This window comes from Brevundimonas sp. KH_060 (genome assembly GCF_057838275.1).
Genome location: NZ_CM174463.1, coordinates 1,138,738 through 1,164,523, shown reverse-complemented (window position 1 = coordinate 1,164,523; position 25,786 = coordinate 1,138,738). Strand labels below are relative to the sequence as shown.

Below are 25,786 nucleotides of genomic sequence, written 5' to 3'. Positions count from 1 at the left end.
TGGGATCAGCCGATCAGCACTCTCGCCGCCGCCCGCGCTTCATCGGTGATCTCGGCGCCCGACAGCATCCGCGCGATCTCTTCCTGACGGGGGCCTTCCTCCAGCACATCGATGGAGGTGCGGGTGTGGCCTTCAACGTCGGCCTTGCGGACCTTCCAGTGGGCGTGGCCGCGCGCCGCGACCTGCGGGCTGTGCGTCACCACCAGCACCTGAGCGCCGCGCGACAGGCGTTGCAGGCGCCCCCCCACGGCCTCGGCCACGGCGCCGCCGACGCCCTGATCCACCTCGTCGAAGATCATGACCGGCTGGCGCTGGTCCTCGCGGCTGGCCAGCGCCGCCTTCATCGCCAGCGCAAAGCGCGCCAGTTCGCCGCCCGAGGCCACCGTATCCAGCGGCCCGAAGGCGGTTCCGGCGTTGGTCGCCACCTCGAACCGCACCGTCTCGACGCCCAGCGGACCGCGACGGCCCTCGACCGGCTCCAGCGTCACGCGGAACCGGGCGCGTTCCAGTTTCAACGGACCAAGCTCGTCCATGACGGCGGCGACCAGACGGTCCCCCGCCGCTTCACGCGCCGAGGTCAGCAAAAGGGCGGCGACGTCATAGGCCTCCATCGCGACGGCGACGTCGCGGCGGGCCTTGGTCAGCGCCTCTTCGCCGTCTTCGATCAGGCGCAGTTGCTCACGCAGGCGCACCCGCAGCGCCGGCAGCGCCTCGACCGTCGTGTTGAGCTTGCGGGCGGTGGCGCGCAGGGCGAACAGCCGCTCCTCCGCCTTGTCCAGACGGCCCGGCTCGAAATCGAAGGCGTCAGCGGCGGCGTCGACGCAGGCCACGGCCTCGGTCGCCTCGACCAGGGCGCGGTCCACCGCCTCGGCGGCCAGACCCAGTTTGGCGATGATGGGGTTTTCGCCCTCGGCCCCGGCCTGCACGGCCCGCTGGCGCGCGTGCTCCACCGCGCGCAGGGCCGAGGCCAGACGCTGGCTCAGCTTGTCGCCGCCCAGCAGATTGCGGGCGTCCGCCAGGTCGGCCACCGCCTTTTCCGCCGCGCCGAGAAGGGCGCGCTCGCCGGCCAGTTCGGTCTCTTCGTCGGGCTTGGGGTCCAGCGCGTCGAGGTCGGCCAGGTTCTGTGCGATTTCCTCGGCCTTGGTCGCAGCCTCGGCGGCCGAAGCCTCCAACGCGTCCAGATGCAGCTGCGCCGCCTTCAACCGCTCGGCCGCCGCGGCCACGCCCGACAGTTGCGGCTGCAGTCCGCCATAGTTGTCCAGCAACGCGCGGTGCGTCTTCCAGTCCAGCAGGCCGACCGTCTCATGCTGGCCGTGCACCTCGACCAGCAGGGCGCCGATCTCGCGCAGGGCCGTCACCCCGGCGGGCTGGTCGTTGACATAGGCGCGGCTGCGACCGTCAGCCGACACGACGCGGCGCAGGATCAACTCCTCGCCCGGCGCGACCTCGAAGCCGCGCTCGGACAGCAGGGCGATCAGGGCTTCATCATCAGGCGCGGTGAAGACGGCCGTGGCCGAGGCCTGTTTGGCGCCGTTCCGCACCAGCCCGGCGTCAGAGCGTGCGCCCAGCGCCAGGCCCAGCGCGTCGAGGATGATGGACTTGCCCGCCCCCGTCTCGCCGGTCAGCACGGTCAGACCGTCCTCGACCTCCAGGTCAAGGGCGTCGACAAGGACGACGTCACGGATCGAAAGGGTGGTCAGCATGGGCGATCTGATTCGATGTTTCGCCGCATCCTAGCCGGAAACAGAACAAGAACGCAGCGCCTTAATCGCGCCGCGCCCTGCGTTCTGCGACCGGGTCAGGCGCCGCCGGGGATCAGGCGTTGCAACCAGGATTCGCGCTTGCCTTCAGGCTGGACGGCCGGGTTTTCACCACGCTCGCGCAGCAGGGCGAAGGCCTCGGCGTACCAGGGGCTGCCCGGATAGTTGTGTCCCAGAACGGCGGCGTTACGGGTCGCCTCTTCCGTCAGGCCCAGGCTCAGATTGACCTCGACCAGACGATACAGGGCCTCAGGCGTATGCGAGGTGCGCTGGAAGTCGGGGTTGTTGATGACCGCCTTGTAGCGGTTCAACGCGCCCAGCGGCTGGTTGGCGCGCTGATAATAGCGGCCCACGGTCATTTCCTTGCCCGCCAGCTGGTCGTTGACCATGTTGATCTTGACCCGTGCGTCGGTGGCGTAGGTCGAACCGGGATAGCGGCGCACCACGTCGCGCAAGCCCGCCAGTGCGGCCTCGGCGTAGCCCTGGTCCCGGCCCACGTCGACGATCTGCTCGAAGTTGCAGACGGCCTTCATGTAGAAGGCGTAGCCTGCCGACGGATTGCCGGGGAACAGGGCGATGAAGCGGTCAGCCGCCGCGATCGCGTCCTGATAGTTGTTGTTCTGATAGTAGGCGTAGACCTGCATCAGGATCGCGCGACGGGCCCACTCCGAATAGGGGTGCTGACGCTCCACCTCCTGGAAATAGTCGACGGCGTCCATCCAGCGCTTGGACTGCAGGCGCTGGTAGCCGGTGTTGTAGAGGGCCTCGACCGGACGCTCCTCATAGGCCAGCTTCTGGCGCGGCTTGTTGCCTGCGCAGGCGGATAGCGACAGGGCCGCCACAGCGACCGTCAATAGGGCCAGGCCGGAACGAGACTTCGAAGCGAGCAAGAGCGACCTCATCAAGATGCCTTCGGGACGCGGACACGCGCGGCGCCCTCGTTAGCAGGATGCGTCCTCTATAACAGCGCTTGCGCCCAAGCCAATCGGCTGAAATCGAAGATACGACCGGAACACGGCTGGACGCCGCACCGTTCGCCGCCTAGAGAGCGCGTCCAGAAACGCACCCGCAACTATTGGCGGAGCGATGACGGCGAAAGGATGACCGGTCAATGAAGCTGCTTGCTGGCAATTCGAACCGGAGCTTGGCCCAGGCCATCGCTGCTCACCTGGACATGCCGCTGACCAAGGCTCAGGTGAAGCGCTTCGCGGACAATGAGGTGTTCGCCGTCGTCGAGGAGAACGTGCGCGGCGAGGATGTCTTCATCATCCAGTCGACCTCCTATCCGGCCAACGACAATCTGATGGAGCTGCTGATCATGACCGACGCGCTGGTGCGCGCTTCGGCCAAGCGGATCACCGCCGTCATGCCCTACTTCGGCTACGCCCGACAGGACCGCAAGACCGGCGGCCGCACGCCGATCTCGGCCAAGCTGGTCGCTAATCTGATCACCCGCGCCGGCGCCGACCGCGTCCTGACCATGGACCTGCACGCCGGTCAGATTCAGGGCTTCTTCGACATCCCGACCGACAATCTGGTGGCCACGCCCGTCCTGGCCCAGGACATCAAGGATCACTACCCGAAGGGCGACGACCTGATGATCGTCTCGCCCGACGTCGGCGGCGTGGTGCGCGCCCGCTCTCTGGCCAGCCGCCTGAATGCGGACCTCGCCATCGTCGACAAGCGCCGCCCCAAGGCGGGCGAGAGCGAAGTCATGAACATCATCGGCGACGTCGAAGGCCGCCGCTGCATCCTGTTCGACGACATCGTCGATTCGGGCGGCACTCTGGTGAACGCAGCCAAGGCGCTGATCGACCGCGGCGCGACCGAAGTGTCGGCCTACATCAGCCACGGCGTCCTGTCGGGTCCGGCGGTGGATCGCGTCGCCAACGGCCCGCTGAAGGAACTGGTGATCACCGACTCCATCGAGCAGCCTGACGAAGTTTTGAACTGCTCGAAGATCCGCCGCGTGCCCGTGGCGCCGCTGATGGGCGAGGCGATTCGGCGCATCGCCAACGAAGAGTCGGTCTCAAAGCTGTTCGATTAAGGTTCGGCTAACCATTCCCTCCGCGATATAAGGGACATGTCGTTCGGTAGGCGCCTCGCGCCTCCGACACCCCTCCAAGTGCGTATCGCTTAAAAACAAGGGAAGATCGCCGATGCCCCAGGCTTTCTTGCGTCGCGGCCTCTCCGTCGCCGCTGTCGCCGCCGCCGCCGTCCTGGCCAGCTGCTCTACGCCTGAGCCGGAAGCGCCGCCCCCTGCGCCGCCCCCGCCCCCGCCCCCTGCCCTGGCGCTGAACCAGAGCGTGGCCGAGGCCGCGTCCGTCTATGTCGCCTTCGTGCGCGAAGTGGGGTCGATCCAGGCCGGCTTCCCCGACGCCGAATCCATTCAGGCCGCCGTCCGCAAGGGCGCCGCCGTCGAGGCAGGGCAGTTGTCGCGCGGCATGATCGCCTACGGCGCCATCCTGGCCCTGCAATCGCCTGAATACGTCGCCGGCGTGCGCCAATTCGCCTCCGATCCGGCCCAGCGTCAGCAGATGGTGTCGCGAATCGTCGCCGACCCGGCCTACGCGGCCACCCTGCCCGGCGCGGAAGCCGCCGCCGGTCTGATCGCCAGCACCATGGGACGCGACGCCGAGGTCATGGCCGCCCTGGCTGAAGCGGTCGAAACCGACGCCTACACCATCCAGGGGCGCAGCGACCCGCGTCGTCGCTGGGCCACTCAGCCCGTCGCGGACCGCGTCGGCCGACTGGAAGGGGCCAAGTCCCTGTCGGCCGTGCCGCGCCTGCCCTCGGCCGAGGACAGCGCTCGTCTGTTCGCCGCCGCCAACAGCGGCTCGGGCCTGAACCTGACCGCCGCCCAGCGCGGCGCGCCGTTCACGCCCGCCATCGTCAACTCCCTGGCTATCGCGGCCCTGGCGGCCCTGGGCGCCGCAGGCGAGGACGCCAAGGCGAACACCGACGCCCTGACGACCGAATCGAACAATGAGTTCTGCCTCAATCTGTCGAAGCTGATGCTGTTCCAGTGTCTGGCGGCGGCCAAGCCGAACTATGAGGACATCTTCTGCGCCGGTCGTCACGTCGTCCGCGACCTGGCCCAGTGCACCTCGCAGTACACGGGACCGATGCCCACCATCACCGTGGCCGTGCCGCCTGCGGGCCCGCCCACGCCGATGGCCCAGGCCGAGAACCAGCCCGCCTCCCCAAACGGCTAGGGCTGATTATCGCTGCGGGCAGAGCCGGGGCGGTTGCGTCCGCCCCGTGTTCCGTGTAATAGCCCGCGCTCTTGAATTCGAAGGGTTCATGACCCCGCCGCGCGGGACACGGTTCTGCGCAGGCGTTTACTTGTATTGAAGGCGAGCCCGATGGCTGAGATCATTCTGAACGTTGATGTCCGCGAAAACGTGGGCACCGGCGGCGCCCGCGCCGCGCGCCGCGAAGGCGCCGTCCCCGGCGTGCTGTACGGCGGCGACAAGGCCCCGGTGGCCATCTCCGTGAACGAACGCGAGTTCCGCAAGTCGCTGTACACCGGCAAGCTGATCGGTCACCTGGTGACCCTGAAGTACGGCAAGGAAACCCAGCCGGTCATCGCCAAAGACATCCAGTTCGATCCGGTTTCCGATCGCCCGATGCACTTCGACCTGATGCGCGTCGGCGCCAAGGAAAAGATCAAGATCGAAATCCCGGTCGCCTTCGTCAACGCTGACGAAGCCCCCTACACCCGCCAGGGCGGCATGCTGGAAGTCGTCCGTCACACGGTCGAAATCCTGGTCCGCGCCGACCGTATCCCGGCTGAACTGGTCGTCGACCTGAAGGGCCGCGAGATCGGCGAGAACATCCGCATCTCGGACATCCAACTGCCGGAAGGCGCCTCGGCCACCATCACCGACCGCGACTTCATGATCGCCGCGATCAAGAACTCGGCCGCTGGTCAGTCGGACGCCGGCGACACCACGGCCGAAGCCGAAGCCGAAGAAGCCTGATCGGCTTCATGCGTCCCCTAGGGCCCTGCGTACGGCGCAGGACTGCTTGAGGGGATCAGGAAATCAGCCCCGCCGGGTTCGCCCTGCGGGGCTTTTCTTTGTCTGAAGCACGGGGCATGAGGACCGCATGATCATCATCGCCGGCCTGGGCAATCCCGGCCCCAAATACGAAAAGAACCGCCACAACATCGGCTTCATGGCCGTGGACGAGATCGCCAGCCGCTGGCGCTTCGGCCCCTCGCGCGCCAAGTTCCAGTCGATCGTCGCCGACGGGGAGGTCGAGGGGACCAAGGTCCTGCTGATGAAGCCACAGACCTATATGAACGAGAGCGGCCGCGCCGTCGGCGAGGCGGCGCGCTTCTACAAGGTGAAGCCCGAGCACGTCATCGTCTTCCACGACGAGATCGACCTGGCCCCCGGCCGTTTCCGCATGAAGAAGGGCGGCGGCGCGGCGGGTCAGAACGGCGTCCGCAGCCTGATCAGCCACCTGGGCGCCGACTTCCGACGCGCCCGCATGGGCATCGGCCACCCTGGCGAGCCGCAATTGGTCATGCACCACGTCCTGGGCGACTTCCACAAGGCAGACCTGCCTTGGCTGGACCCGATGCTGCAGGCCTGCGCCGACGCCCTGCCCTTCGCCGTGGCGGGCGACGACGAACGCTATCAGGGCGAAGTCATGCGCCTGGCCCCCGCCCCCAAGTTCAGCCCCAGGCAGGCCGCCAAAGGCGAATAGTGCAAACCTCTCCCTCCTCGTCCCGGGGAGGGTGGCTGAGCCGAAGGCGAGGCCGGGTGGGGGCGGCTCGGCTATTCAGACGCAGAGGGCCGATCACCAAGCCCTCCCCACCCGGTCGCTGCGCGACCACCCTCCCCGGGACGGGGAGGGAGAATCACCACCTCAATCCGTCGTCGTCCAGGCGGCGTTCAGCGTCGCCGCGCCGTTCGCGGGCACGCTCAGCGTCCAGACCGGATAGCCGGTGTCGTCCACCCGACTGCGCACCGACTGGCTGCGGATGCGGAAGCCGCGCTGCATGGCGGCCGCGGCGACCAGTTCGACCGTCACCGGCTCGGATCGGGCGTTGGTGACGGTCGTCTCGACTTCGGTGCGTTCAGTCGTGACGGCGCCGCGCGTCGAACTGCCGGACTTCACCAGCCGTGTCTGCACACGCACATCCGGCGATTCGCCGAAGGCCAGCCGCACCGGCAGACCCACGCCCTTGTCCTCGAACCGGTCCTGACCAGCCAGCAGCACGCCGCCCGCCCCGTCCGGCTGCATCACCGCCACCGAGCCGCCCGGCAGAGCCACGCCCAGCCCGGCGCGCGCCTCGTTGCGCAGCTTCATGACGATGGCCGTGGGGCGAGACTCGTCGTCCGGGTTCAGCACCCCGCCCCGATAGACCCGCTCATAGGCCACGCCCTCGCGCTCCAGAAAACGCACCTGCTTGGTCTGGCGCGCCGCGACGGTCGTCGGCTCCGGCAGGGTGTAGATCTTGTAGTCGCCCAGCTCGCCCTGTTCGGCCAGCTTCGGAGCGCGGGCCATGCGGCTGCCGGTGACGACGACATCAGCCGCCTCCATCGCCATTGGCCTCGGCGGCGCCGGAGGCGGCGGAGGAGGCGGCGCGCCGCCATAGCCCGCGAATTGCCCCGAACCGAACGTCGTCGTCCCCTGCGGCCAGCACTGGTTCTGCTGATAGCGGACCAGCGGCTCGACCGGCACGGTGCCTGCGTCCTTCCTCAGCGTGCCCGCCACCACCTGCACCGGCGCGTCGGGGAAGCCCGTACCGCCGAAATTGGCCAGCGTCACCCAGCCGGTCAGGTCCAGCGTCCCGTCCGTCGGGTCCAGCCGCACCACATAGTCGGCCGACCACTGCAGCCCCGTGGTCAGATAGGCCAACGTCACCGTGTGCCGCCCCGCCCGCTCGGCGCGCGTGCGCACAGACAGGGTCGGCTGGTCTCCCAGCCCCTCGGGTACGCGGTCGAAGACGACCCGCTCGGTCTGGCCCGAGCAGTCCAGCGCCTCGAACCGGCCGTCGATCTCCAGCACGGTCCCTTGCACGCCCGCGCGGATGACAGCGGCCTTCTCGACCTGTTCGCCGGTCGCGGGATTGGTGCGGACGACGCGCACCACCTCGCCGATGGACTTCTCCATCAGGCTGGCGGGCGACAGCAGGTCGAAGTCGGCGTTGCGCTCGACCACATGGGCGGGCAGCCCCTCCAGCACCGCGCTCTGCGGCACGACGCCGGTGGCCAGCCCGCGAAAACGGATGATCCCCTCGCCCGCCGGAAGATCGACCGTGCGCGTCTCGACGATCAGGGCCAGCCCCTGACGGTCCAGACGGCTCCACGGCTGGCGCGACTGCGCCATCAGTTGGGCCGTATCGACTGGCTGATCACGATAGATCACCACCGTCGCCCCATCCGGACGCGCGGACACGCTTTCCGTCTGCGCCCAGACTGCAGGCGCCAGAAGGCTCAGCGCAGTGGTGATCGCCAGAAGGCGGCGCATGAGATCAACCGCCTGTGGTGATGGTCGCGGTCAGCTTGGTCTCGCCATTGGCGGGCACCGGCACGCGCCAGACGACGGTGCGCGCGTCGCGCATCTCGCCCGTGATGCTCTGGTCCGTCAGCTCCGTGTCGCGGCCCAGACCTCGCTGGCGCACCTCGACCGTCACCGGCTCCGATCGGGCGTTGCGGACCGTGTACTCCATCGCATAGCGGGTGCGGAAATAGTCGACCAACCGCTTCGACACCCGCTCGGACGACACCAGACGCGGCTGCACCGTCACATCGAAAGCGTCACCGGTCGTCACCACGATCTCGGATCCGGCAGGCGAGTGATCGACCTGGCTTTCGCCGATGAAGCGCGGCTCGCCCGCCTCATCCTTCACATAGACGCGGATCACCCCCGCCGGCAGGGCGCGCGCGGCGGCGCCCGATCCGTTGGCGAAGATGACCCCGACCTCGGCCGCGATCGGCTCCTCGGCGCTGTAGAAGCCGTCGACGACCCGCAGATAGCGCTTGGTCGCGGGCACGCCCGCTGCGTCGATCAGGCCGACCTGCTTGGTCTGGTTGTTGGCGACCGTCACAGCCTCTGGCAGCGGATAGACATAGACGTCGGCCAGCGCGCCCTGGCCGCCCGACTGGGTTCCATTGCCCCGCACGCCGCCGCCACGCATGGGCTGGCGCGGATTATAGCCGCCCTCATTGATCAGATTGACGTCGCCCGCCACCACTCGCGTCTGGGCGTTGCTGAAGGTCGCGCCCGAGTTGTTGGTCAGCGTCACCCAGCCGGTCAGGTCCAGCTTGCCCGCCTTCTCGTCGAAACGGGCGACATAGTCCGCCTTCCACGTCAGACCGCTGGTCAGATAGGAGAGCGTCGTCTCACGACGCCCGGCCCCTTCGGCGTCCAGGGTGACGCTGAGCGTCGGGCGCGGGCGCAGGTTCTGCGGCACCTGGTCGAAGATGACGCGCGTGGGTACGCCGTCGTCGCGCAACACCTCGATGCGGTTGCCGATCTGCAGCACCACGCCCTGATTCGCCGCCAGAACGCGGGCGCGTTCCGTCGTCTGCGCGCCCGATCCGGGGTTGGTGCGGACGATGCCGATCTCATTGCCGACGGCGCTTTCCATCAGCTTGCCCGGCGTCAGCAGGTCATAGTCGAAGTTCTGCTCCACCACCGACAGGCCGCGCCCCGACAGGCCGACCGTCTCGGGCCGGATGCTGGCCGAAACGCCCGGAAACTCCTGACGCGAACGCCCGGCGGGCACGTTCAGGTTCCGCACGTCCTCCACCAGGGCGATGTTCTGATTATAGACCGTCAGAGACACGCGGTCGGGACCGCCCGGCCCCTCCTCCACCTGTTGCGCGGCGGCAGGCGCGGCAAGAAGCAGGGCGAGAGCGAAGGGTCCGATGGCGCGGATCATGCGTATCCTCGATGACTGTCCAAGCGTCACGCTGCACCGCGAAGGCGGTCTTGTCGAGGCCGCGCGCGACGCCGCGTCGCCCCTTGCCGGTCTAGCTTCCCCGCCTGGGAAGGTTTAAGCCCTGCCCCGTGACCCGTTCCCAGGCTGAAAACTGGTCGATCTGGCGCTCGCTGGCCTTCCTGGCCGCGACGTTCGCCATCGTGATCGGCAGCCTGATGCCGTTCGCGGCGCTAGCGGCCTCCACGCCCGGCCAGCCCATCGTCATCTGCTCGGCCGACGGTCCCCAGACCATCCAGTCCGGCGGCGTCGACGGCCCGATCAAGGCCGAGATGGGCGCCAAATGCGCCGCCTGCGTCATGCCTCTGCTGGCCGCCCTGCCCGCGCCCGCCGCGCCGGAACCAGCGCCGGTCGTGCGCCTGACGCAGGCCGTCGTCTACGCCCCCTTCATCGTCAGCCCCCCGCCCCCGGCCCGCGCCCCGCCGCGCCCGCCGTCGCGCGCTCCGCCTCACGCCTGAAAACCAGACCCATCGACGCCGCGCGCCTGCTGAAGGCCTGCGCGGCCGCACATCTGTTTTCAGGATACAAGTTCCATGTCTCTCAAGACCGCTGCGGCGCCGTGCGCCCTGCTCATCGGCGCCTGCCTGACGCCGTCCATCGCCCATGCCTACGACCTGTCGGAGGCTGACAGCCCCACCGTCGTCGACAGCATCATCGTCACCGGCCGTCGCAACGCCGAAGACCCGACCGTCGTGGCCGAGGCTCGTGACCGTCTCAGCCGCACCCCCGGCGCCGTCGCCGTGGTGTCGGCCGAAAGCTATTCCGACCGCTTCGTTCAGGGCTTCTCCGACACCCTGCGCAACGTACCCGGCGTGTTGGCCCAGAAACGATACGGCGAGGAAAGCCGCCTCTCCATCCGCGGCTCGGGCATCGCCCAGGGCTTCCACCAGCGCGGCGTGCTGTTCGCCCAGGACGGCGTGCCCTTTGCCGACGCCGACGGCTTTTCCGACTTCCAGAGCGTGGATTCCCTCAGCGCCCGCTATGTCGAGGTGTGGAAGGGCGCAAACACCCTGCGCTTCGGCGGGGCGCAACTGGGCGGGGCCATCAACCTCGTCACCCCGACCGGCCGCACCGCCCGCCAGCGCGCCCTGATGCAGATCGAGGGCGGCAGTTACGGCTTCGTGCGCGCCCACGGCGCCGTCGCCGAAACCTATGGCGACTGGGATGTCTATGCCGCCGCCACGGCCATGCAGGGCGACGGCTGGCGCGACCACAGCAAACAGTCGCAAGGCCGTCTGACCGTCAATGCCGGCCGCTCCTTCGGCGAGGACCGCGAGGTGCGCCTGATCGCCCAGGCCGCCGACATCAAGCAGGACATGCCCGGCGCACTGACGCTGGACGATGCGCTGAACAAGCCGCGCAAGGCCTCCGCCAGCGCCCTATCCGGCGATCAGGCCCGCGACCTGACGGTCAAGCGGCTGACGCTGCAGACCCGCTGGCGCTTCAATGAATCCACCCTGTTCGAGGGAGCCGTCTGGGGCTGGGAGAAGTCGCTGTATCACCCGATCTTCCAGGTGATGAATCAGGACAGCGCCACGCGCGGCGCCTTCGCCCGCATCGACTGGACGGGCAATATCGGCGGCCTGCGCGCCGACGCCTTCTACGGCTTCTCGTGGCGCGAGGGAGAGGTCGAGGCCCTGCGCTATCTGAATCTGGCGGGCCAACGCGGCGCCAAGACCGCCGATGCGCGTCAGGACGCCTCCGGTCTGGACGTCTTCGCCGAGGGGCGGCTGTTCGTCACCGAACAACTGGCCCTGGTCGCGGGCGGCTCATGGGGGCGCGCCACGCGCGACTATCTGGACCGCATGACCCCGGCCAATAACGCCAGCCGGGACTATGAGTGGTTCTCGCCGCGCATGGGCCTGTTGTGGGAAGCGGAAAGCGGCGCTCAGGTCTTCGCCAACCTGACCCGCTCGGTCGAACCGCCGACCTATGGCGCCCTGGTGCAGGCGCCGCTGACCGGCTTCACCCCGGTCGAGGTTCAGGACGCCTGGACCGGCGAGATCGGCACGCGCGGCCGCCATGGCCCTGTGGCCTGGGATCTGGTCGCCTATCGCAGCCGGATCGAGGGCGAGATGCTGAACTTCATCACCAGCCCCGACATTCCCGCCGCCACCTTCAACGCCAAGAAGACCATCCACCAGGGCATCGAGGCCGGGCTGGACTGGACCCTGCCGCTCGAACTGGCGGACGGGTCGCTGATGTTGCGTCAGGTCTATAACTGGAGCGACTTCCGCTTCGACGGCGACGCGCGCTGGGGCGACAACCGCCTGCCGGTCGTGCCGCAGCATCAGTATCGCGCCGAGCTGACCTGGCGCCACCCGACGGGCGTCTTCGTCACCCCGTCGGTCGAGTGGCGGCTGTCCAGCCCCTATGTCGACTACGCCAACACCATGAAGGCGCCGGACTACGCCGTGCTGGGCCTGACGGGCGGTTTCAACATCAACGCCAGAACCTCGGTCTACATCGACGCGCGCAACCTGACCGACAAGCGTTACGTCGGCGAGTTCTCGGCTGTGACCGACGCCAGCAAGGCGCAGACCGGCGTCTTCTTCCCCGGCGAGGGCCGTTCGGTCTCCGTCGGCCTTCGGCTGGCTTATTGATGGGCCGTTCCGCCTCAACACAGGCCAAGGCGCCGGACGTGATGTCCGGCGCCTATCGGGCCGTCTGGCGCTGGCACTTCTACGCCGGGGTGCTGGTCATGCCGTTCCTGATGCTGCTGACGCTGACGGGCGGCCTATATCTGTTCAAGGACGAGATCGACCACGCCGTCTATCGCTCCATGATCGAGGTTCCCGCCAGCGCCCGGCAGGCCGATCCCGATCAGTGGCTGGCCGCCGCCGCCCGCGCAGGCGAAGGCCGGGCGGCGAACGTGCTGGTCCCTGACCGCGCCGATCAGGCCGTGCGCGTCCGCGTCGACCGGCCCGACGGCGCCCAGCGCACCGTCTTCGTCGACCCGCACACAGCCACCGTCACCGGCGTGACCGCCTATGGCGGCGTGACCGAGACGATCAAGAAGCTGCACTCCCTCAGCCTGTTCGGCGGCCCGATCGGGACGGCGCTGAACATTCTGGTCGAGATCGTCGCGGGCTGGGCCATCATCCTGTGCGCCACCGGCCTCTATCTGTGGTGGCCCCGCCGCCGCGTAGGCGCCGTTCTGAGACCGCGTGAGACGGACGCCAGCCGCCGTCCCTTCTGGCGCGATGTCCACGCCCTGACCGGCTTCTATGTCGGCGGAGTGATTATCTTCCTGGCGGCCACCGGGATGCCGTGGTCGGCCGTCTGGGGCGATCAGTTCATGGGCGTCATGCGCGGCACGGGACTGGGCCGTCCGCCCGCGCCCGCCGCCGCCAGCCCCTGGAGCCACGCCAAGCCTCACGACGCCCCGGCGGGCGTGGGCTGGACGCTGGAGAACGCCGTCCTGCACGCCCATGGTCACGGCCACGGACATGACCATGCGACCCCCAGCCTGAACCGCGTGCTTCAGACAGCGCGCGAACAGGGCCTGCCCCGCCCCTTCACCGTCAGCATCCCGCAGTCGTCCGATCTGGCCTGGACCGTCGCCCGCCAAACCCGCAAGGCCGAGGACGCCCGCAGCCTCTATGTCGACGGCGCCAGCGGGGCGGTGAAGGCCGATCTGCGCTGGAGTCAGTTCGGCGTCATGGCCAAGGGCTTTGAATGGGGCATCGCCGTCCATCAGGGGATGCAATACGGCTGGATCAACCGCATCGTCATGCTGATCGGCTGCATCGCCGTCTGGCTGCTGGCGATCAGCGGCCTGATCATGTGGTGGAAGCGCCGTCCGCCCAGCCTGTCGCGCCGCCGCTCGGGCGCTCCGACGGCGCCGCCCGGCCCGCGCGCAAGAATCGCCGTGCTGTGCATCGTCATCCCCCTGTCCATCCTCTATCCCTTGACGGGACTGAGCCTCATGGCCGCCCTGCTGCTCGACCGAGCGGTGCGGATATTCACGGGGTCCAAGCCCGTCGCAGCCTCTTGATAAGGAGCTTCAACATGAAACGACTGTTCGCCCTGACCGCCCTGTCGGCCGCCGCCCTGACCCTCGTCGCCTGCGGCCAGCCCGCCGAGAAGTCGGCCGAAGCCGCCAAGGACGCCACGGTCGCGCCCGGCACGGTCCAGGTCGCCGACGCCTGGTGCCGCCCCACGCCCAACGGCGCCAAGGCCGGAGGCTGCTACCTGACCCTGACGGCAGGCTCCGACGACCGTCTGGTCAGCGTCTCGACCGCCCTGGCCCAGTCGGCCCAGGTGCATGAGATGAAGATGGAGAACGGGGTCATGAGCATGGCCCACCTGCACGACGGTCTGCCCCTGCCCGCCGGAACCCCGGTCGAACTGAAGCCGGGCGGCAACCACATCATGCTGATGGGCCTGCGCGATCCGTTGGTCGACGGCAGCGTGGCCTCCTTCACCCTGACGTTCGAGAAGGCCGGCCCCATCGGCGTCCACGCGGCCATCAAACAGCCGCCGGTGGTGGATTCGGAGGAGTAAGAGGCTCTCTTAATGGCGCGAGCCTGACAAACCGGCCCGAACCGGCTAAAGGCTCGCGCTCACGAGGAATCCCATGGCCCTTAAAGTCGCGATCGTCGGCCTGCCCAACGTCGGCAAGTCCACCCTGTTCAACGCCCTGACCAAGACGGCGGCGGCCCAAGCGGCCAACTATCCGTTCTGCACCATCGAGCCGAACACCGGCGACGTGGCCGTGCCGGAACCGCGCTTGAACGTCCTGGCGAGCATCGCCGGGTCCAAGGAAATCATCCCCTCGCGGATCACCTTCGTGGACATCGCCGGTCTGGTGCGCGGCGCGTCCAAGGGCGAAGGTCTGGGCAACCAGTTCCTGGCTAACATCCGCGACTGCGACGCCATCGCCTTCGTCGCCCGCTGCTTTGTCGATGACGACATCACCCACGTCGAGAACCGCATCGACCCGATCTCGGACCTCGAGATCATCGAGACGGAACTGATGTTGGCCGACCTCGAGAGCCTGGAACGCCGCCGCGTCCAGATCGAGAAGCGCGCCAAGGGCGGCGACAAGGAATCCCAGCTGAACCTCAAGCTGATCGACGCCGCACTTGAAAAGCTGCGCGACGGCAAGCCCGCGCGCCTGGCCGAGGTGTCCAAGGAGGACAAGAAGGCCTGGGACATGCTGCAACTGCTGACGGCACTGCCCGCCCTCTACGTCGCAAACGTCGAGGAATCCTCGGCCGACAAGGGCAATGAGCTGTCCGACCTGGTGGCCAAGCGCGCCGCCGAGGACAACGCCAACTCAGTGGTCATCTCGGCCCAGATCGAGTCGGAAATCGCCGTCCTGGACGACGAGGAGCAAAAGGAGTTCCTCGAGACCCTGGGTCTGGAAGAGCCCGGCCTGAACCGCCTGATCCGCGAAGCCTACAAGCTGCTGGGCCTGCAGACCTACTTCACCGTCGGCCCGAAGGAAGCCCGCGCCTGGACCATCCCTGTCGGCGCCACCGCGCCGCAGGCGGCGGGCGTGATCCACACCGACTTCGAAAAGGGCTTCATCCGCGGCGAAACCATCGCCTTCGACGATTACGTCGCGCTGAAGGGCGAAGCGGGCGCCAAGGAAGCGGGCAAGATGCGCGCCGAAGGCAAGGCCTATATCGTCAAGGACGGGGATGTGATGCATTTCCTGTTCAACAACTAGGCTACTTCCTCAGGGCGGTTAGAAAATCTGACCGCCCTGATAGAATTACTGAAATTCCATACCCTTGCAGGTATCGCCAAAGCCCTGGATGAATCAGCTCAATTGACGCTGAAAATTCTCCAGGGACGCCATGAAGTTCGATACCCTCGCCGTGCACGCCGGTTATTCGCCGGACCCGACCACCAAGTCGGTCGCCGTGCCCATCTACCAGACCACCAGCTACGCCTTCGACGACACCCAGCACGGGGCGGATCTGTTCGACCTGAAGGTGGCGGGCAACATCTACACCCGCATCATGAACCCGACGTCCGACGTGCTGGAGCAGCGCCTCGCGGCGCTGGAGGGCGGCATCGCGGCGCTGACCGTGGCCTCGGGTCAGGCGGCGATCACCTATGCGATCCTGACCATCGCCGAGGCCGGCGACAACATCATCGCCACCTCGACCCTGTATGGCGGCACCTACAATCTGTTCGCCCACACCCTGCCGCAATACGGCATCACGGTGCGCTTCATCGACGCCGCCGATCCGGCCACCATCGCCGCCAATACGGATGAGCGCACCAAGGCGGTCTTCTGCGAATCCATCGGCAACCCGCTGGGCAATGTCGTGGACTTCGGCGCCCTGGCCGACGCGGCGCACGCACAAGGGTTGCCGCTGATCGTCGACAACACTGTGCCGACCCCCTACCTGACCCGCCCGATCGAGCATGGGGCGGACATCGTCGTCCACTCCCTGACCAAATACATCGGCGGCCACGGCACCAGCATCGGCGGCGCCATCGTGGACAGCGGCAACTTCCCCTGGGCCGAACACAAGGCGCGCTTCCGCCGCCTAAACGAGCCGGAGGTCAGCTATCACGGCGTCGTCTACACCGAGGCGCTTGGCCCGGCGGCCTTCATCGGCCGGGTGCGCACGGTTCTGCTGCGGAACACCGGCGCAGCCATCTCGCCGTTCAACAGCTTCCTGATCCTGCAGGGGCTCGAGACGCTGGGTCTGCGCATGGACCGTCACGTCGAGAACGCCACCGCCGTCGCCCAATGGCTGAAGGCCCATCCCAAGGTGGAATGGGTCAACTACGCCGGGCTGGAAGATCATCCGTCCAACCCGCTGATTAAGAAGTATTTCGGCGGCAAGGCGTCGGGCCTGCTGACCTTCGGCGTGAAGGGCGGTCGTGAGGCGGGCGCCCGCTTCCAGGACGCGGTGAAGATCTTCACCCGTCTGGTCAACATCGGCGACGCCAAGTCGCTGGTCTGCCACCCGGCCTCGACCACCCACCGCCAGCTGTCGCCGGACGAACTGAACAAGGCGGGCGTGACCGAGGACACCGTCCGCCTGTCGGTCGGCATCGAACACATCGACGACCTGATCGCCGATCTGGACCAGGCCCTGGCCGCCGTCTGATTTTCCGACCTGTCCCAGCCAGGCGCCGCCGACGCGGCGCTTGGCTGTCGACACTCGCGATCCGGCTCACTACGGTCCCGCCATCGAATTCTCCGAGGGGTGAGACTGTATGCGTATTTCATCTTCCATCGCCGTCCTGGCGTTCGCCGCGGCCCTGGCCGGCGGCGCGGCCGCCCAGGCCCAGACCGCTCAGGCCCAGACCGCGCCCGCCTTCGACGCCGCGCGCATTTCCGAGGACATCCGCGTCCTGTCGGACGACAGCTTCGAGGGTCGCGGCATCGCCACCCCGGCCGAGCAAAAGGTCATCGACTACCTGAGCCGTCAGTATGCGGCCGCAGGCTTCGCCCCCGGCGGCGAGAACGGCGGCTGGACCCAGGCCGTGGGCCTGAACCGTTTCAGCGTCTCCAACGTCTCGGGCCAGTTGAAACTGGGCGACTGGAGTCAGTCGCTGACGCAGGGTCAGGAAGTCACCATGACCACTCGCCTGCCCGGCGCGACGGTCGACCTGAAGGACAAGCCGCTGGTCTTCGTCGGCTACGGCATCAGCGCGCCCGAGCGCCAGTGGAACGACTTCAAGACCGACGTGCGCGGCAAGGTGATCGTCGTCCTGGTCAACGACGCCGATTTCGAAGATCCGTCGCTGAACACCTTCGGCGGCGAGGCCATGACCTATTACGGCCGCTGGACCTACAAGTTCGAAGAGGCAGCGCGTCAGGGCGCGGCGGGCGTGCTGATCGTCCACGAAACCAAGCCGGCCTCCTATGGCTGGACCACGGTCGCCAACTCCTGGGGCGTGCCGCAGTTCGACATCGTGCGCGCCGATCCGTCGGCCGAGCGCGTGGCCATGGAAGGCTGGATCCAGCGTGATCTGGCCGTCGACCTGTTCCGCCGTGCGGGCCTCGATTTCGAGCAGGAGAAGATCAAGGCGCGCAGCCGCGACTTCCAGCCGGTCGAACTGAAGGGCGCCTCCATCGACGCCCGCATGGACGTGAAGTCCGAGCGCATCGTCACCCACAACATCGTGGCCAAGCTGGAAGGCACGACCCACGCGGACGAGACCATTCTCTACACCGGCCACTGGGACCACATCGGCATGGGCGAGCCGGACGCCAACGGCGACCGCATCTTCAACGGCGCCATCGACAACGCCTCAGGCACGGCGGCCCTGCTGGAGATGTCGCGCCAATGGTCGGCCGGACCGCGGCCTGAACGCACCATCGTCATGATCAGCTTCACCGGCGAGGAAAGCGGCCTTCTGGGTTCGGAATTCTACGCCGCCAACCCGCTGTATCCGGTGGAGAAGACCGTCGGCGGCTTCAATATCGACTCGGCCGCCGTCTTCGGTCGGATGAACAAGCTGGGCGTGACCGGCTACGGCCATTCGGAACTGGACGAGCCGGTGATCGCGGCGGCGGCGGCGCAAGGGCGCGGCTTCGTCGGCGACGCCGGGGCGGCGGCGGGCATCTACTTCCGCTCGGACCACTTCCCGCTCGCCAAGAAGGGCGTGCCGATGGCCTATCTGTCCTCGACGGGCGAGTTCGTCGACGCGCCGATCGAGCCGCGCCTGGCGCGCGCCGCCGACTACCGCGCCAACCGCTACCATCAGGCGGCGGACGAGTGGGAAGCCGATTGGGACTATTCGGGCATGCTCCAGGACCTGGAGGTCATGTTCAAGGTCGGTCAGGATCTGGCCAACAGCCGCGACTGGCCGGAATGGAAGTCCGGCTCGGAGTTCGGCCCGGAACGCGCCAAGAGCGCCGCTCAACGCCGCTGATCCGACCTCTCGGTCGAATATGACGAAAATGTAAGGGGCGGCCTCGCAAGGGGCCGCCCTAAGACTATGGGGAACGGCCTCCTGGGGAAGGTCGAAGGAAACGCCATGCACCATCGCTTCATTCGCGGCGTCGCCGCCGCCGCGCTGATCCTCGTCGCGGGCGCCGCCTCGGCCCAGGACTTCTCGGCCCAGCGCCTGTCCAACGACATCCGCGTCATCAGCGCCGACGACTTCCAGGGCCGCTATCCCGGCACGGAGGGTGAGAAGAAGACGCTGGACTGGCTCCAGGCCCAGTATGAAGCCATGGGCCTGGAGCCCGGCGGCCCGAACGGTCAGTGGCTGCAAATCATCGATCTGAAGCGTCTGACGCCTAGGGGCGAGCCCGCCCTGACCTGGGCCGGAACGACCTCCGGCGGCCGCGCCCTGACGGCTGGCGCCGACTTCACCCTGCGGGCGATGAACGACGCGGCCATGGGCCAGGTGATCGACGCCCCCGTCGTCTTCGCGGGCTACGGCATCCATGCGCCTGAGCGGGGCTGGGACGACTACGGCGATCTGGATGTGACCGGCGCGGTGGTCCTGGTCATGGCGGGCGAGCCCGACGGCGAACTGTTCAACGGCCCCTACGCCACCACCTACCAGTCCGCCGCCTACAAGGCCGACGAAGCCAAGCGGCGCGGCGCCGTGGCGGTTCTGACGGTCGTCGACGGAGGCGCAGGCGCCGCCGCCTGGCGACGCGAGACCTCAGGGGCCGACCGCACCCGCACCCTGACGCCCGGCTCGGCCGAGCTGACCCTCAGCGGCGCCGTGAACCGCGACGTGGCCGCCGAAATGGGCGTAAACCTGGAGACGCTGAAGCCGCGCCTCGAGACCGGCGACTTCCGCGCCTTCCCGCTGGAGGCGCGCATCACCGCCTCGGCCGAGGAATCGGTCGAGATCCTGCGCACCCACAATCTGCTGGCCCGCATCACCGGCAAGGAGCGCCCGAACGAGGTCGTCATCTATTCCGCCCACTGGGACCACGTCGGCGTCAATGAACACGCGGCGGGCGACGACAAGGTGTTCAACGGCGCCTGGGACAACGCCTCGGGCACCATCGGCGTGGTCGAGATGGCCCGCCAGCTGAAGGCCGCCCCGACGCCGAAGCGCACCCTCGTCTTCGCCCATATGGCGGCCGAGGAGATGGGCCTCCTGGGCGCCTACGCCTATGTCGCCGATCCAGTCTATCCGTTGGAGACGACGGTGGCCGACATCAACATCGACATGCTGCCCCTGAGCGGCCCGACCCGCGACGTCCCCATCTTCGGCAAGGGCCAGAACAGCCTCGAGGACGACCTTCAGGCCCTGGCCGAACAGAAAGGCCGCTATGTCTCCGATGACGGTCAGCCGGAACAGAATTTCTACTATCGCTCCGACCACTTCCCCTTCGCTCGCGCGGGCGTGCCGGCCCTGATGCCCTGGCACGGCGTGGATTGGGTCGAGGGCGGCCGCGAGGCGGGCCTGGCCGCGTGGAAGGCCAAGTTCGGCGCCGACTATCATCGCCCCAGCGACGAGTGGTCCGCCGACTGGGATCTGCGCTCGGCGGTCGAGAACCTGACCCTGCTCTATCGTCTGGGCCTGGACCTGGCCAACGGCGACCAGTGGCCCACCTGGAAGCCGACCTCCGAGTTCGGTCAGGTCCGCGATCGCAGCGAAGCCGCGCGACGCTGACCCATCAAAAGGCAAGGGCGGCAACGCCCTCGCCGTCCAGGGCGTTGAGGCAGGGATGATCCGTCTCTCGTCTTCATTGCTCGCCGCGCTGGCGATCCTGCTGGGGGCCTGCGAACCGCCTCGGCCGGTCAATCCGCCGACCGAACCGGCTCAACCCATTCAGGGTCCGGGAACCTCAGCGCCGCCGCCCCAGCGCCCGCCGGGGATGGAGCCGCTGCTGCGTGGCGCAGGCGCGACCAGCTTCATCGGCCGCTGGGCCGCCACAGCCGATTCCTGCGCCCAGGTGGGCGATCAGGTCGCGCTGGAAATCACCACGGCAGATCTGCATGGGCGCGGCCTGCGTTGCGCCATCGAAACCATCAATGAGCGCGGCCAGGGCTACGACGCCCTCCTCGCCTGCGAGACGGCTGCCGGCCGGACCGAGCGGCACGCCCGCTTCGAGGCTACGGACGACACCTTGCGCTTGATGTGGCTGGACCAGCCATCTGAGCAGCCCATGCGCCTGATCCGTTGCACCAGTCTGGCGCGCTGACGCGTAGAACGCCGCCCACGAAAAAACCCGCCGGATCGCTCCGGCGGGTCGTTTCGTCTGCGAGGACAAAGCGCCTTAGTGGGCGACGCCCTTCCAGATGCGGCGATAGCTGGCGTAGGTCACGCCCGCAAAGGCCAGCAGGAAGATGATGACGCCGAAGCCCATCTGCTTGCGCTCGACCATCTTCGGCTCGGACGTCCAGGCGATGAAGGCGGCGACGTCCTTGGACATCTGGTCCACGGTCGCCTCGGTGCCGTCGTCATAGGTGACCTGACCGGCGGTCAGCGGCGCCGGCATGGCGATGAAGCCACCTTCCGGCACATGGCCCTCGCCTTCCCAGAACGGGGTCATGTCGCCCGCCATATAGGGGTTGTAGTGCTGACCCGGCGCCATCTTCAGGCCCGCCGGCGGGGTCGAATAGCCCGACAGAAGCGAATAGATGTAGTTGGCGCCGTCGTGACGGGCCTTGGCCATGACGGACAGGTCCGGCGGCATGGCGCCGCCGTTGGCCGCAGCGGCCGCCGTCGGGTTCGGATAGGGGTTGGGGAAGCGGTCCGCCGTGGTGGCGTCGCGGCGCAGGTCTTCACCCGTTTCCGAGTCGATGTCGGCGACCTGGATTTCCTTGGCCAGGGCCTTCACGACCGGGTTGTCGTTCGGGTTCGGATACTTGGGATTCCAGAACGGCCCGTGCTTGTCGCCCAGGTTGCGGAAGTGCACCAGGTCCATGCCGTGGCAGGAGGCGCAGACCTCACGATAGACCTTGTAGCCGCGCTGCAGCTGGCCCTGATCGAAGGTGCCGAACGGCCCGGCGAAGCTGAAGCCGCCGTCGCGCGGATGCTTGGCGCCCCCGGCGGCCATCGCCGGAGCGGCGATGGCGACCAGGCCGGCAGCGGCCGTCAAGGAGACAAGGATCTTGCGGAAGGACACGGTCTTTTTCTCGTTGCTCATCATCGCGCTCAGGCCTTCTCGGCTGCGGTCGACGGGAGCACGGGCTCCGAGATCGTCGCCGGGATCGGCAGCGGCTTCTCACGCAGGCCGATGACCGGCATCAGCACCAGGAAGAAGACGAAGTAGTACGCCGTCAGCAGACGCGTCAGCCACAGGTAGGAGTTCAGCTGGCCGTCGATCAGGTTGAAGCTGGGCATGCCCGGCACGACCGGCGCGTCCGGCAGCTGCGCGCCGCACCAGCCGAGGCCGAAGCAGACGAACAGGAAGATGATGAAGAAGGTCTTCATCGTCGGGCGGTAGCGCATGGAGCGCACCTTGGACGTATCCAGCCACGGCAGGACGAACAGGACGCCGATCGCCGCGAACATGGCCACCACGCCGCCGAACTTGTCGGGGATGGCGCGCAGGATCGCGTAGAAGGGCAGCATGTACCACTCAGGCACGATATACGCCGGGGTCTGCAGCGGGTTGGCCGGGATGTAGTTGTCGGCGTGGCCCAGAGCGCCCGGGTTGTAGAAGACGAACACCGCAAACAGGATCAGGAACAGGATGATCGCAAAGCCGTCCTTGACCGTGAAGTACGGGTGGAAGGGCAGCATGTCCTTCTTGGCGCGGTCCTTCGGGATCAGGATGCCGACCGGGTTGTTCTGACCGGCGGCGTGCAGCGCCCACAGGTGCAGCACCACGCAACCGGCGATGACGAACGGCAGCAGGTAGTGCAGCGAGAAGAAGCGGTTCAGCGTCGCGTTGTCGATCGCCGGGCCGCCACGCAGCCAGACCAGGATCGGCTCGCCGACGACCGGAATGGCGCCGATCAGGTTGGTGATGACCTCAGCGCCCCAGAAGGACATCTGGCCCCACGGCAGGACGTAGCCCAGGAAGGCGGTGGCGATCATCAGGAAGAAGATCACGCAGCCGACGATCCAGATCATCTCGCGCGGCGCCTTGTAGGAGCCGTAGTACAGGCCCCGCAGCATGTGCAGGTAGACGGCGATGAAGAACATCGACGCGCCGTTGGCGTGCACATAGCGGATCAGCCAGCCGCCGTTCACGTCGCGCATGATGCGCTCGACCGAGGCGAAGGCCATGTCGACGTGCGGGGTGTAGTGCATGGCCAGGACGATGCCGGTGATGATCTGAGTCATCAGGCAGATCGCCAGGATGCCGCCGAAGGTCCACCAGTAGTTCAGGTTCTTCGGGGTCGGCAGGTTCGCATAGTCCATACCGAAACGGATGATCGGCAGGCGCGTGTCCATCCACCGCTCGACGGCGGTTTTCGGGACGTAAGTGGATTCGTGATCGCTCATGGTTCCTCTGTCCGTCCTCAGCCGATCTTCACGCGGGTGTCGGACATGTATTCGTAGTTCGGCACGATCAGGTTCAGCGGCGCCGGGCCCTTACGAATACGCCCCGAGGCGTCGTAGTGCGAACCGTGGCACGGGCAGAACCAGCCGCCGTACTCGCCGGCGTTGAAGGTCGGCACGCAACCCAGGTGGGTGCACGAACCGATGACCACGAGGTACTTTTCGTGACCAGCCTTGGTGCGCTCGGCGTCGGTCTGAGCGGGGCTGCCCACGGCGCCTTCGTCGATGACCTTCTTCAGCTCGGCCGGAGTGCGATAGCGCACGAAAACCGGCTTGCCCTGCCACTTGATGACGACCTGCTGGCCTTCCTGGACCTTCGTCAGATCGAATTCGATCGACGCCAGGGCCAGGGTGTCGGCCGCCGGGTTCATCTGATTGATGAGCGGCCAGGCCACCATCACGCCAGCGCCGGCCGCAGCCGCGCCCGCAGCAATGTGGATGAAGTCGCGGCGAGTGGCGTCGCCACCCCCGTGTTGGCCGTCAGGCCCGTCAGCATTCACGACCGATTCGGCCACGCGTTTCACCTCTGCATCGCCGGTCGCCCGCCCCGAGATGGGACGTCAACCGAATGGAACCCTATCATGCGATGGCAAACCCCTGCCCGTCCGGCCTTGGTTTCAACTGTTCCTGACAAGTCGCGGAAGCGATTTGCGAAACAGTCGCAACAAAAGCCGCGACAAGGCCCCGCCCCGCGCGTATGAGGGCCTTAGAATGCGTCTCGCCCTTTTTCAACCTGACATCCCCCATAATGTCGGCGCCTGCATCCGTCTGAGCGCCTGTTTCGGCGTGGAATTGCACGTCATCGAGCCCACGAGCTTCAATTTCGACGATCGTGCGATGAAGCGGGCGGCCCTGGATTATGGGCCTCTGTCCCATATGACGCGCCATTCCAGCTGGGACGCCTTCCAGCGCGACCGCGCCCCTGGAAGACTGGTTCTGTTCACGACACGGGCGGCTGAGCCGCTGACCGATTTCGTTTTCCAGCCCGATGACGTTCTGTTGTTCGGCAAGGAGAGCGCCGGGGCTCCCGACTACGTCCATGCTGCGGCGGATGCGCGAATCTATATTCCGATCCGCCCGGAGACCCGGTCGCTGAACCTCTCGGTCAGCGCCGGAATCGGCCTGCATGAAGCGTTGCGCCAGATGAACGAACTGCCGCACCGCTGACCCTTCTCCCCTTGTGGGAGAAGGTGGGCCCGAAGGGCTCGGATGAGGGGTGTCGGCAGGCGATTTGAACATGAAATGAGGAGCGCGTGTCTTCGCACCCCTCATCCGTCCGGCTCCGCCGTCCACCTTCTCCCACAAGGGGAGAAGGATTTTATCGGATCACTCCGGCGCGCCGTCGTTCGGCAGCTTGGCCAGGCTCGGCCGCTCTGCGCTCTTGGACGCCGCCACGCGCTCCACCGCGCGCATGACGCGCAGCAGGTTCTCGCCCGAGATCTTGCGGATGTCGGCCTCGCTCCAGCCGCGGCGCATCAGTTCGGCCAGCAGGCGCGGATAGCCGTCCACGCCTTCCAGGCCGACCGGCAGGCTGTCCACGCCGTCATAGTCGCCGCCCAGGCCGACGTGGTCGATTCCCGCCACGTCGCGGACGTGCTGGATGTGGGCGATGACGTCCTCCATCGTCGCCTTGGGCGCCGGGTTGGCGGCGTTCCAAGCGTCCATGCCCGCCTTGACCGCAGCGGGATCGCCGGGGTTGAGGGCCGTCAGTCGCGTCATCTCCGCGCCGCGCGCCGCGCCCGAGGCCCTCACCGCCTCGCTGACGAAGCCCGGCACGAAGGTAACCATGACGATGCCGCCGTTGCCCGCCATCTGGCGCAGCACGGTATCGGGCACGTTGCGCGGATGGGCTGTCACCGCCCGCGCCGAGGAGTGGGAGAAGATCACCGGCGCCTCGGACACGCGGATGGCGTCGACCATGGTGTCTTCGGACACGTGGCTGAGGTCGACCATCATGCCCAGACGGTTCATCTCACGGACCACGTCTTCGCCGAAAGCGTTCAGCCCGTTCCATTTCGGCGCATCCGTGCCGCTGTCGGCCCAGGTCGTGCTCTTGGAGTGGGTCAGCGTCATGTAGCGCGCACCCGAATCATAAAACTCGCGCAGCAGGCCCAGGGAGTCGTCGATCGAATAGCCGCCCTCCATGCCGATCAGGCTGGCGATCTTGCCCGCGCGGTGGATACGGACCAGATCGTCGGCCGTGGTGGCGATCTCGAAGGTCTCGGGGTGGGCGGCGACGATGCGCTTGACCGTGTCGATCTGTTCGAAGGTGGCCTTGGCGGCGTCGACCGGCGCCATGCTGGCGGGGACATAGACCGACCAGAACTGACCGCCCACGCCCCCGGCGCGCAGACGCGGGATGTCCGTATGAAGACGCGTCGATGTCGACAGATTTGCATTCAGATCAACGCCGTGCGGATCATTCCCGAAGCCCTGGCGCAGAGCCCACGGCAGGTCGTTGTGCCCATCAATCAGGGGCGTGCGCTTCAGAATCTGCATCACGCGCGCCTCATGAGGCTGAGACGTTTGAGCCAGGGTCGGTCCCGCCAGGACGGCGATGGAGACAGCGGCCAGCAGGCTGGCGCGCAAGGCGATGCGGATCATGATTTCCCCCTCTAAACTACAGCCCCGCCCGGTCGCCCCACGGCGCCGCTTTGCG

At 67.5% G+C, this 25,786-nt stretch carries 22 protein-coding genes; 14 read left to right on the top strand and 8 right to left on the bottom strand.

From position 1 onward, the window contains the following. Positions 1-5: 5 nt before the first annotated feature. Complete coding sequence (gene recN / locus AC3IPP_RS05670; RefSeq protein WP_489150667.1) at positions 6-1,703, bottom strand: DNA repair protein RecN; 1,698 nt, start codon at positions 1,701-1,703, stop codon at positions 6-8. A 95-nt stretch (positions 1,704-1,798) separates the two neighbouring features. After that, positions 1,799-2,662 (bottom strand): outer membrane protein assembly factor BamD, encoded by an 864-nt coding sequence (locus tag AC3IPP_RS05665; RefSeq protein ID WP_489177448.1) that lies wholly within the window; start codon positions 2,660-2,662, stop codon positions 1,799-1,801. 209 nt (positions 2,663-2,871) lie between these two features. Between AC3IPP_RS05665 and AC3IPP_RS05660 the strand changes: the two genes are divergently transcribed. The 4 genes from AC3IPP_RS05660 (at position 2,872) to pth (ending at position 6,476) form a co-directional block, all read left to right on the top strand. After that, the gene (locus tag AC3IPP_RS05660; protein WP_200168837.1) at positions 2,872-3,807 is read left to right on the top strand and encodes a ribose-phosphate pyrophosphokinase; all 936 of its coding nucleotides are present in this window, start codon (positions 2,872-2,874) and stop codon (positions 3,805-3,807) included. Positions 3,808-3,919: 112 nt separating this feature from the next. After that, positions 3,920-4,975, top strand: coding sequence for a hypothetical protein (locus tag AC3IPP_RS05655; protein WP_489150665.1), 1,056 nt, complete (start codon positions 3,920-3,922; stop codon positions 4,973-4,975). A gap of 150 nt (positions 4,976-5,125) precedes the next feature. Next, positions 5,126-5,743 carry a 50S ribosomal protein L25/general stress protein Ctc gene (locus AC3IPP_RS05650; protein WP_489150664.1) on the top strand — a complete coding sequence of 206 codons (618 nt, stop codon included), beginning with the start codon at positions 5,126-5,128 and terminating at the stop codon, positions 5,741-5,743. Positions 5,744-5,870: 127 nt separating this feature from the next. After that, positions 5,871-6,476 (top strand): aminoacyl-tRNA hydrolase, encoded by a 606-nt coding sequence (gene pth, locus AC3IPP_RS05645; RefSeq protein WP_489150663.1) that lies wholly within the window; start codon positions 5,871-5,873, stop codon positions 6,474-6,476. A gap of 162 nt (positions 6,477-6,638) precedes the next feature. On the opposite strand, the gene AC3IPP_RS05640 is transcribed toward pth, so the two are convergent. Together AC3IPP_RS05640 and AC3IPP_RS05635 are read right to left on the bottom strand one after the other, a co-directional pair. After that, entirely contained in the window at positions 6,639-8,246 is a 1,608-nt protein-coding gene (locus AC3IPP_RS05640; protein ID WP_489150662.1) for a DUF4139 domain-containing protein, read from the bottom strand. A 4-nt stretch (positions 8,247-8,250) separates the two neighbouring features. Next, a complete protein-coding gene (locus AC3IPP_RS05635; protein WP_489150661.1) occupies positions 8,251-9,663 on the bottom strand; it encodes a DUF4139 domain-containing protein in 1,413 nt (470 codons plus the stop codon). Between the two features lie 128 nt (positions 9,664-9,791). Between AC3IPP_RS05635 and AC3IPP_RS05630 the strand changes: the two genes are divergently transcribed. The 9 genes from AC3IPP_RS05630 to AC3IPP_RS05590 all read left to right on the top strand — a co-directional run bounded on the left by AC3IPP_RS05630 (position 9,792) and on the right by AC3IPP_RS05590 (position 20,815). Continuing rightward, the gene (locus tag AC3IPP_RS05630; protein WP_489150660.1) at positions 9,792-10,178 is read left to right on the top strand and encodes a DUF2946 family protein; all 387 of its coding nucleotides are present in this window, start codon (positions 9,792-9,794) and stop codon (positions 10,176-10,178) included. Between the two features lie 75 nt (positions 10,179-10,253). Further along, complete coding sequence (locus tag AC3IPP_RS05625; RefSeq protein ID WP_489150659.1) at positions 10,254-12,323, top strand: TonB-dependent receptor family protein; 2,070 nt, start codon at positions 10,254-10,256, stop codon at positions 12,321-12,323. Further along, the gene (locus AC3IPP_RS05620; protein WP_489150658.1) at positions 12,323-13,717 is read left to right on the top strand and encodes a PepSY-associated TM helix domain-containing protein; all 1,395 of its coding nucleotides are present in this window, start codon (positions 12,323-12,325) and stop codon (positions 13,715-13,717) included. Before AC3IPP_RS05625 ends, AC3IPP_RS05620 begins: the two co-directional genes overlap by 1 nt. Positions 13,718-13,731: 14 nt before the next feature. Further along, a complete protein-coding gene (locus tag AC3IPP_RS05615; RefSeq protein ID WP_489150657.1) occupies positions 13,732-14,226 on the top strand; it encodes a copper chaperone PCu(A)C in 495 nt (164 codons plus the stop codon). A gap of 73 nt (positions 14,227-14,299) precedes the next feature. Then, positions 14,300-15,397, top strand: a complete 1,098-nt coding sequence (gene ychF / locus AC3IPP_RS05610) for a redox-regulated ATPase YchF (RefSeq protein WP_087140200.1) — start codon at positions 14,300-14,302, stop codon at positions 15,395-15,397. Positions 15,398-15,527: 130 nt separating this feature from the next. Beyond that, the gene (locus AC3IPP_RS05605) at positions 15,528-16,799 is read left to right on the top strand and encodes an O-acetylhomoserine aminocarboxypropyltransferase/cysteine synthase family protein (RefSeq protein WP_489150656.1); all 1,272 of its coding nucleotides are present in this window, start codon (positions 15,528-15,530) and stop codon (positions 16,797-16,799) included. Positions 16,800-16,908: 109 nt separating this feature from the next. After that, the gene (locus AC3IPP_RS05600; RefSeq protein ID WP_489150655.1) at positions 16,909-18,573 is read left to right on the top strand and encodes a M28 family metallopeptidase; all 1,665 of its coding nucleotides are present in this window, start codon (positions 16,909-16,911) and stop codon (positions 18,571-18,573) included. Positions 18,574-18,678: 105 nt separating this feature from the next. Continuing rightward, on the top strand, positions 18,679-20,283 hold the full coding sequence (locus tag AC3IPP_RS05595) for a M28 family peptidase (RefSeq protein ID WP_489150654.1): 1,605 nt from the start codon (positions 18,679-18,681) through the stop codon (positions 20,281-20,283). Positions 20,284-20,338: 55 nt separating this feature from the next. Continuing rightward, on the top strand, positions 20,339-20,815 hold the full coding sequence (locus tag AC3IPP_RS05590) for a hypothetical protein (RefSeq protein ID WP_489150653.1): 477 nt from the start codon (positions 20,339-20,341) through the stop codon (positions 20,813-20,815). 75 nt (positions 20,816-20,890) lie between these two features. Here AC3IPP_RS05590 and AC3IPP_RS05585 read toward each other — a convergent pair whose 3' ends face one another. Genes AC3IPP_RS05585 through petA form a run of 3 tightly spaced genes read right to left on the bottom strand, consistent with a single transcriptional unit; the run spans position 20,891 to position 23,642 of the window. Then, a complete protein-coding gene (locus AC3IPP_RS05585) occupies positions 20,891-21,766 on the bottom strand; it encodes a cytochrome c1 (RefSeq protein WP_489150652.1) in 876 nt (291 codons plus the stop codon). 5 nt (positions 21,767-21,771) lie between these two features. Beyond that, a complete protein-coding gene (locus tag AC3IPP_RS05580; RefSeq protein ID WP_313574632.1) occupies positions 21,772-23,070 on the bottom strand; it encodes a cytochrome b in 1,299 nt (432 codons plus the stop codon). Positions 23,071-23,087: 17 nt separating this feature from the next. Continuing rightward, complete coding sequence (gene petA / locus AC3IPP_RS05575; RefSeq protein ID WP_087140266.1) at positions 23,088-23,642, bottom strand: ubiquinol-cytochrome c reductase iron-sulfur subunit; 555 nt, start codon at positions 23,640-23,642, stop codon at positions 23,088-23,090. Positions 23,643-23,838: 196 nt separating this feature from the next. Here petA and AC3IPP_RS05570 point away from each other — a divergent pair, with 196 nt between their 5' ends. Then, entirely contained in the window at positions 23,839-24,294 is a 456-nt protein-coding gene (locus AC3IPP_RS05570) for a tRNA (cytidine(34)-2'-O)-methyltransferase (protein ID WP_489150651.1), read from the top strand. 159 nt (positions 24,295-24,453) lie between these two features. On the opposite strand, the gene AC3IPP_RS05565 is transcribed toward AC3IPP_RS05570, so the two are convergent. After that, positions 24,454-25,731, bottom strand: coding sequence for a dipeptidase (locus tag AC3IPP_RS05565; RefSeq protein WP_489150650.1), 1,278 nt, complete (start codon positions 25,729-25,731; stop codon positions 24,454-24,456). Between the last annotated feature and the right edge of the window lie 55 nt (positions 25,732-25,786).